The 271-nt window shown below is 71.6% G+C and carries 1 protein-coding gene; it reads right to left on the bottom strand.

Translation table 11 applies throughout. From position 1 onward, the window contains the following. Positions 1-271, bottom strand: a 271-nt coding sequence (locus RMT89_RS43120) for a hypothetical protein (protein WP_315889216.1), incomplete at both ends; no start/stop codon positions are given.

Genomic DNA, 271 nt, shown 5'->3' with positions numbered 1-271 from the left:
CAGCGTGAGCAGCGCGGGAATCCTGCCCTTCTGCGTCAGCTCCAAGTAGGCGATCAGCGCGCCGGCGGCCGAGAGCTCGGCGCGGCCGAAGCCGCCGAAGCCGTCGAGACTCTGCACCTTGTAGTGCGCCTTGAGCGCGCGTTCGCCGGCGCCGGAGTCGAACTTGATCGAGGGCAGCGGCGAGAGCGCGGGGCCGAGTGACTTCAGCGCCGGCGCGAGCAGTTCGTTGGCAAGCAGCGCGTCGGGCACCAGCAGCTCGCGCGGGCCGACG

Source organism: Streptomyces sp. P17, from assembly GCF_032436805.1.
GTDB lineage: Bacteria > Actinomycetota > Actinomycetes > Streptomycetales > Streptomycetaceae > Streptomyces.
Note: the sequence above shows the minus strand (reverse complement) of the source record. Positions and strands in the feature narration are given on the sequence as shown.